This window comes from Wolbachia endosymbiont of Madathamugadia hiepei, from assembly GCF_013366855.1.
Taxonomy (GTDB): domain Bacteria; phylum Pseudomonadota; class Alphaproteobacteria; order Rickettsiales; family Anaplasmataceae; genus Wolbachia.
In genome coordinates this window covers 1-5,884 of the sequence record NZ_WQMP01000061.1, presented here as the reverse complement: position 1 = coordinate 5,884, position 5,884 = coordinate 1, and the positions used below count along the sequence as shown (strand labels likewise).

Annotated in this window: 4 protein-coding genes and 4 pseudogenes; 4 read left to right on the top strand and 4 right to left on the bottom strand. The window is 35.1% G+C overall.

What is annotated here, in order from left to right; translation table 11 throughout:
* Nucleotides 1–590: 590 nt before the first annotated feature.
* The 4 genes and pseudogenes from GO685_RS03025 (at nt 591) to GO685_RS03010 (ending at nt 2,942) form a co-directional block, all read left to right on the top strand.
* On the top strand, nt 591–860 hold the full coding sequence (locus tag GO685_RS03025; RefSeq protein WP_175937518.1) for a hypothetical protein: 270 nt from the start codon (nt 591–593) through the stop codon (nt 858–860).
* 66 nt (nt 861–926) lie between these two features.
* Nucleotides 927–1,106 (top strand): annotated as a pseudogene (locus GO685_RS03020) (FAD-dependent oxidoreductase); the annotation flags it as partial.
* 39 nt (nt 1,107–1,145) lie between these two features.
* Nucleotides 1,146–1,463, top strand: a complete 318-nt coding sequence (locus tag GO685_RS03015; RefSeq protein WP_175937517.1) for a hypothetical protein — start codon at nt 1,146–1,148, stop codon at nt 1,461–1,463.
* 120 nt (nt 1,464–1,583) lie between these two features.
* On the top strand, nt 1,584–2,942 hold the full coding sequence (locus GO685_RS03010; RefSeq protein WP_175937516.1) for a DNA recombination protein RmuC: 1,359 nt from the start codon (nt 1,584–1,586) through the stop codon (nt 2,940–2,942).
* Between the two features lie 30 nt (nt 2,943–2,972).
* Here the strand turns inward: GO685_RS03010 and GO685_RS03005 are convergent.
* The 4 genes and pseudogenes from GO685_RS03005 to GO685_RS02990 all read right to left on the bottom strand — a co-directional run bounded on the left by GO685_RS03005 (nt 2,973) and on the right by GO685_RS02990 (nt 5,600).
* Nucleotides 2,973–3,869: pseudogene (locus tag GO685_RS03005) on the bottom strand (Rpn family recombination-promoting nuclease/putative transposase).
* A 125-nt stretch (nt 3,870–3,994) separates the two neighbouring features.
* Nucleotides 3,995–4,771: a hypothetical protein gene (locus GO685_RS03000; RefSeq protein ID WP_175937515.1), complete on the bottom strand. Its 777-nt coding sequence runs from the start codon at nt 4,769–4,771 to the stop codon at nt 3,995–3,997.
* A 55-nt stretch (nt 4,772–4,826) separates the two neighbouring features.
* Nucleotides 4,827–5,216: pseudogene (locus tag GO685_RS02995) on the bottom strand (phage tail tube protein).
* Nucleotides 5,209–5,600, bottom strand: a pseudogene (locus GO685_RS02990) (DUF3168 domain-containing protein). The pseudogenes GO685_RS02995 and GO685_RS02990 overlap by 8 nt, the downstream one beginning before the upstream one ends.
* Nucleotides 5,601–5,884 lie beyond the last annotated feature (284 nt).

The window sequence follows — 5,884 nt, the reverse complement described above, 5'->3', positions numbered from 1 at the left end:
ATGAGCCAATTCAACATTTGCCTACTTTCATTGATTCCATGCATTATTTAGGCCGTTTTGCTGTCCCGTTTGTTAAATACTGATCACGTGATTATTAACAAATTGGCGTTTCATTGTTATCAAAGCATCTGCTTCATTGTTATTGGCATTTCATATAATAAATCTTTTCAGATCATTTCTGATAATAATACATCGATATTTTACCATAAATTATCAAAATAAATTATTTCATTGTTATCAGAACATAAATTGGCATTTCGGAATGATTTAATTTTGCAACATTTAAAGGCCGGGAATTATTGAATAGATTAACTTTTTCGAAGTAATTGTTTCCTTTGCAGTCATTTTATTGATTGATTGACTGATTAACTTCAGCAAATTCAAATGTTATTTCTTCCACAAAATTTTTTGCTACCAAGATTAAAATTTTTAAAGTTCTTAACTGCAAATCTTTCCATCAGAAAAATGTTTTGAACTGCGCTAATTTTTCACTTGTTGAATGTAATGATGCAATTGTCATTTTGTTATGAACAAAATGTTGCAAATTATAATTTTTTTCTTCGGGAAAGTAACAAAAATATTAAATTTAATTGACAGTTTTCCTAACATTTTGCCGTCCACCAAGCAGTAGTAGCTCCGTGCACGAGGGAAAAAAACACACGCAAATTTTATTACCGTTGCATGCATTGTTAAACCAAAACAATACGGAGGAGGAAGTTGTCAGACAAAAAAAAAAAAAAAATGCTTATCAGTGCAACGAGCGCGAAATAACATGTAAAAAGATAAATGAACATGTAGAGGGTGCATCAGAGAGCACAGAACAATGTGTTCACGCGGGAGAATGGATGGATTTAGTTTGAAACATTTCTTAGTAATCACGTCATGTTAATCGTTTTAATTTCTCAAATGCTTGCATCGTATTTTTTGTTTCATGTTTCATTACTCATACTAATGAAAATACACACAGAATAATTCGAGAGAACCTCCATAGGTCAGCTTCTTCATATTTAGATGATGTTGTTGCACCAAGATACTGCCCGTCTATTGAAGCTAAAGTTAAAAAATTTGCAGAAAAAAATAGTCATCAAATATTCCTAGAACCAAAAGTATATATTGAATGTAACAAAGGCAAGTTCGAAGTTACTTTGGAAAAACTTCTTGGATTGAACGATAATGTTGCATCCTATATTATAAGTTCAATAGAACCTCAGAAGAACGAGCTTGTGCATGATCCGAGAGGCAAATTACCCAAGAAAAAATCGACCAGCTGTCAATCAGATATCAGGGCAATGGAAAAAATAATAGGTTGGGACATTAATAATCCATTAGTTCATGTTACTCAGATATCTAAAGGTCCAATCATGGAGCTTATGCATGAAGAGCGTGCAAATGATGACAAACCAAATTCAGAAACTACTAGTCCAGGAGTGCAACCACACGCTGCTGATGGTCATGCTATGTAATATCAAATATTACTACAGCTGAATCTTTGAAAAGGAGCATTTGAAAATGTGCTCCTTTTTTTTCTTTCCTATGTAAATAAAAATTAGATAGCATTATGAGTGCGATTTTTTTGTATTCTGATGCTTTTCAATTCTATATTTCTCGGACTAAATTTTCTCTCCTTATTACTCTTTCTCTATACCATCACAAAAAAGAATAGAAAACTGAGCGAGGAGAAAATAAAATCAGCAAATCTTGAGGGTAATTTATGTAAGTTAGAACGTGAATTTCAAGGGGCAAAGCAGGCTTTAACTAATAAAGACGAAGAAATAGTGTGTTTAAAAGTAAGCAATGCAGAGCTAGAAGTAACTCTGCAGAAAGAACGCGAGGAAAAGAAAAAAGAAATAGAACTACTGACAAAAGCTGAGGAGAGACTCACAAATGCTTTTAAAGCACTGTCTCTTGATGCTTTGCAGGCGAACAATAATAATTTTCTGAATTTGGCAAAGGAAGTCATTGATGGCAAATTAAAAGAAACAGAAAACGATTTCAAAAAAAGACAAGCAACGATCAACGAAGTTGTAGTTCCAATAAAAGAAAAATTAGAAAAATTTGATAGCGAGATACGCGAGCTGGAGAAGGAGAGGGTAGGGGCCTATGAAGGTTTAAAGGAGCAAATTGGTGCGTTAATGAACCAGACTTCTAGCCTTGCTAATGCTCTGAGGAAGCCCCACATTAGAGGAAAATGGGGCGAAATGCAGCTAAAAAGAGTGGTAGAAATGGCGGGGATGATCGAATATTGCGATTTTTTTACTCAGCCGTCAGTAATTGATAAAAACGAGGACAATTTATTGCGCCCTGATTTGATAATCAAAATGCCATCTGGAAAACAAATAATAATAGATGCTAAAGTACCGCTTGATTCTTATCTTGATGCTATGTCACAAAACGATTTACAGATACAAAAGGAGAAGTTAAAGAATCACTCTTTGGCAATAAAAAAACATATAAGTGATCTGGGCAAAAAAGAATATTGGAATCAATTTGAAAATACGCCAGAGCTTGTGGTACTTTTTCTCACAGGGGAGGGGGTTTTTAGTGCAGCACTGGAATATGAGCCAGCTTTGATAGAGATTGGGGTGAAAAAAAAAGTGATTATTGCAACACCGATCACTTTGATCGCACTGCTTAGGGCAATAGCGTATGGATGGAAACAGGAAATGATAGCCGAGAGTGCAAAAAAAATCAGTGAACTGGGTCATATTTTATACGAGCGTATCTGCACAATGGGTGAAAATTTTGATAATCTGCGCAGGAGCTTAAAAAGTGCTGTTGATCATTACAATAAAACCGCAGGTTCGCTTGAAGCAAGGGTGTTTCCTGCTGCCCGAGAACTCAACAAACTTGGTATACATGCAAAAAATAAAGAACTAAGTGCTGCAAAGGAACTGGAGTCTTTACCACGTAGCTTACACGCTGAGGAGTTGAAAGTGGATTAGGCCATTATGCTCCCTCATCCAGATCTGCTGCTATTTTTCTTCAACTTGAAGCATATTCCTTAATCCTTCAATCTCGCTAATGGAGAGATTAGTACACTTGGCAATAGTATCAACATCAACATTATTAACCAGCATTGCTCTTGCCACTTCGATTTCTCCTTTCTTTTCACCAATTTGGATGCCTTCTTCTCTAGCATCATCAAGTTTTTGAGCGAGAACAGCCTTCTCATCACGGATACGCTTTATTTCTTGTTCATATGCTATGAACTCCTTTTCTGACCAGTTGAATCTATTTAGCTCCTCATATGCTTTTTTGATTATCACGTCACTTCCTATTATTCTTTCCAGTTCCCCTTCATTGGTTTCCTCTGCATAATTGAAGAAGTAGACCCATTTTTCAACTATGCTCTCCAATTAATCTTCCTTCGTTTTCGGAAATTTTGGCAGTTCAATAAATGTGAAATAAAAATCTTTTAAATCATGTTCATTGGTATCCTCGTCCCGAATAGTGTGCTTTGATTTATACTCAGACTTATCAGGAAATAAGATACAATCCGCAATGGCAATAAAGGTAATTTCTTTAAGGTCTTCATATTGATCGCCTTTATTAGCCTGTCTTGAATACGCCTTAGCAGCATAGTGTTGAGCGCGTTTTTCAAAGCCTTTAGTTTTAGCGACCTACATTGCAACAATTACCTGCACCCCATTTTCATCTCTACAGAGAACATCAACAATGCTTTGCTTTTTGGAGGCAATTTCAGCATCTTGAATAGTGCTGAGGAATTCTATTTCTTTTATTTCATCCTTGCCAGTGAGCCCCAAGATATCATTAAGAAAATGAATGAGAATATCCTTGTTCTTCTCTGTACCAAAGATGCGCCTGAAGGCGACATCATTTTTAGGGTCGAGCAATTTAGAAAATGCCACAGCTAAAATACTTAAAATATTAATAATTATACATTATTGCTCACAATTTTTCAATCACATTTTTAAGTGTTACAACTTTTAACTTTGTAAAAGACGGCTAGAGATCAGAGAGTAATATGAAAAGTCTACATAGATCGACCTTTCTGTGGATCTGTGTTTCTGCTTTCTTCGACTTGCTTTGCAAAAAATGTTTCTTGTTTGCTCATGTGCTGAAGTGGCTTGGCAATTTCGCGTACAGCGGCAATAACCGCAGTCAAAAACGCTTTTAGCAGTGCACCTAAAGCTCCACCAACTGCTTCCCTGCCATATATGTGAGCTTGCTTTTCGTTGTTGTCAGCAGTTTCTCCTGCTCTCCTTCTTGGGTCCATTCTATGAGCAATAACTGAAAACAACACTCCCTTGATTGAAGACTTCATTCGTGCCTTTGCTTTGAGAACATCTTCGTCATGTGCTGTTTCATGTCCATGGCTTAAATGTTTGGCGTTCATTAGCTCCTTTTGTTGCTGGGCAAACATACCACTTAACACTTTTTCCATTATTTGTTTTCTTCTCTTCTCCATAACTCTTTTCTTGGACTCTGATTTATCGCGAGTATGCTTTGTGGTTTCAAGTTCCACGTCAATGTCTTCAGACGCTGCTTGACTATATAAAGTTTCTATGAGCCTATCTATACTTCGCTTTACTTGCATAGTTCTTTCGTAACTATCTAAATTATCGATTTCTTCGTCAATCTGGGTTAAAATATCCTCAAAAGCTTTTAAGTAGTCTTGAACGTACTGCGTTATGTCTTTCTCTTTGGGCTGCTCTTCTTGATTTAGTTGATTTTCGTTTTTCAAATTCCTCTCTCTTTTATCATCGTTATTTTCTTCACTTCCCCCCTTAAAAAGATAATTGTCATCCATAACTTAGTTAAAATTTCCACCAGTTACTACTGTATATGAAAAAATTAAATTAACATTAATGAAAGGTGGTTACAACTTCAGCACTGGCTAGAACTACAGTGAAGCTGTCAAAAGCAGCAGGGTCATAATACCTCTCATACAGCTCAACCGAACATCTAAGCTTTATCTTTTCCTTCGCATTAAAACTAATTTCATAATCATTATTAGAGTTTAGCATAGCAGAATTACGTAATAATTTATCTGCTAATACAGAATCTAAAATTCCATTAATTTTTATTGTAATGTGTCTGCTTCCAGCACAATCGAGCACTTTTCTCCAGCCAAAAGAAGAAATATCTCTTATCTCTTCCCTATTATTACGCAAAGTAAACCTTAAGTTTCATGTATTATTCAGCACAACAAAATTATTGTCATGATCTTTAATTTTTAATTGTAACTTACTCATTGTCACCTCCTTTGATCAAAATGTCAAAATTAATTGTTGAGTGTAAAATTTCATCGTGCTGATCCACAGCACAATTATTTTCCAAAATAGTCCCACTATCAAACCTTCAATACTTTCAAGTATAAAGTTAATACGCTTCATAATGGAAAACATACTGTCTATATGATAAGTATATATATCGCATGCAAATCTTACCTTTGTAGCAAAATTAGACAGCATATGAAAGTTGCTATAACTTACTATGCTCAATTTCAGGTAAGGAATAGTAACCTGCTTAGGTAGGTAATTATAAATGTTGGTAACATATTTCTTTAAATCAGGGTTTGCCTTTAGTGCTGCATAAATGCTATTGTACAACTCATTTATAACTTGAATTTTTTCCATAATCAACCTTCTTAAAAGTACAGTCAATACAGAGTGGTGGGATGGCAAAAAAAGCTACAATACAACTCGTGGTTCGCGAAATGGGGAATATACTCCCTTCACTTCAGATAAATAGCTCTTCACTTCTGATTCGCGATTTTATAAAGAGCAGAAACATGTTGCATAATACCTAGGCTCTGTGAACAAGAGTTTGTCATGAGAAAATAAGGAAAGATGTAGCAAAAACTGGTAGTTTAACTTAGCCACAAATAGAGAAATGACTAAATGGCAATTATATAAAAGAA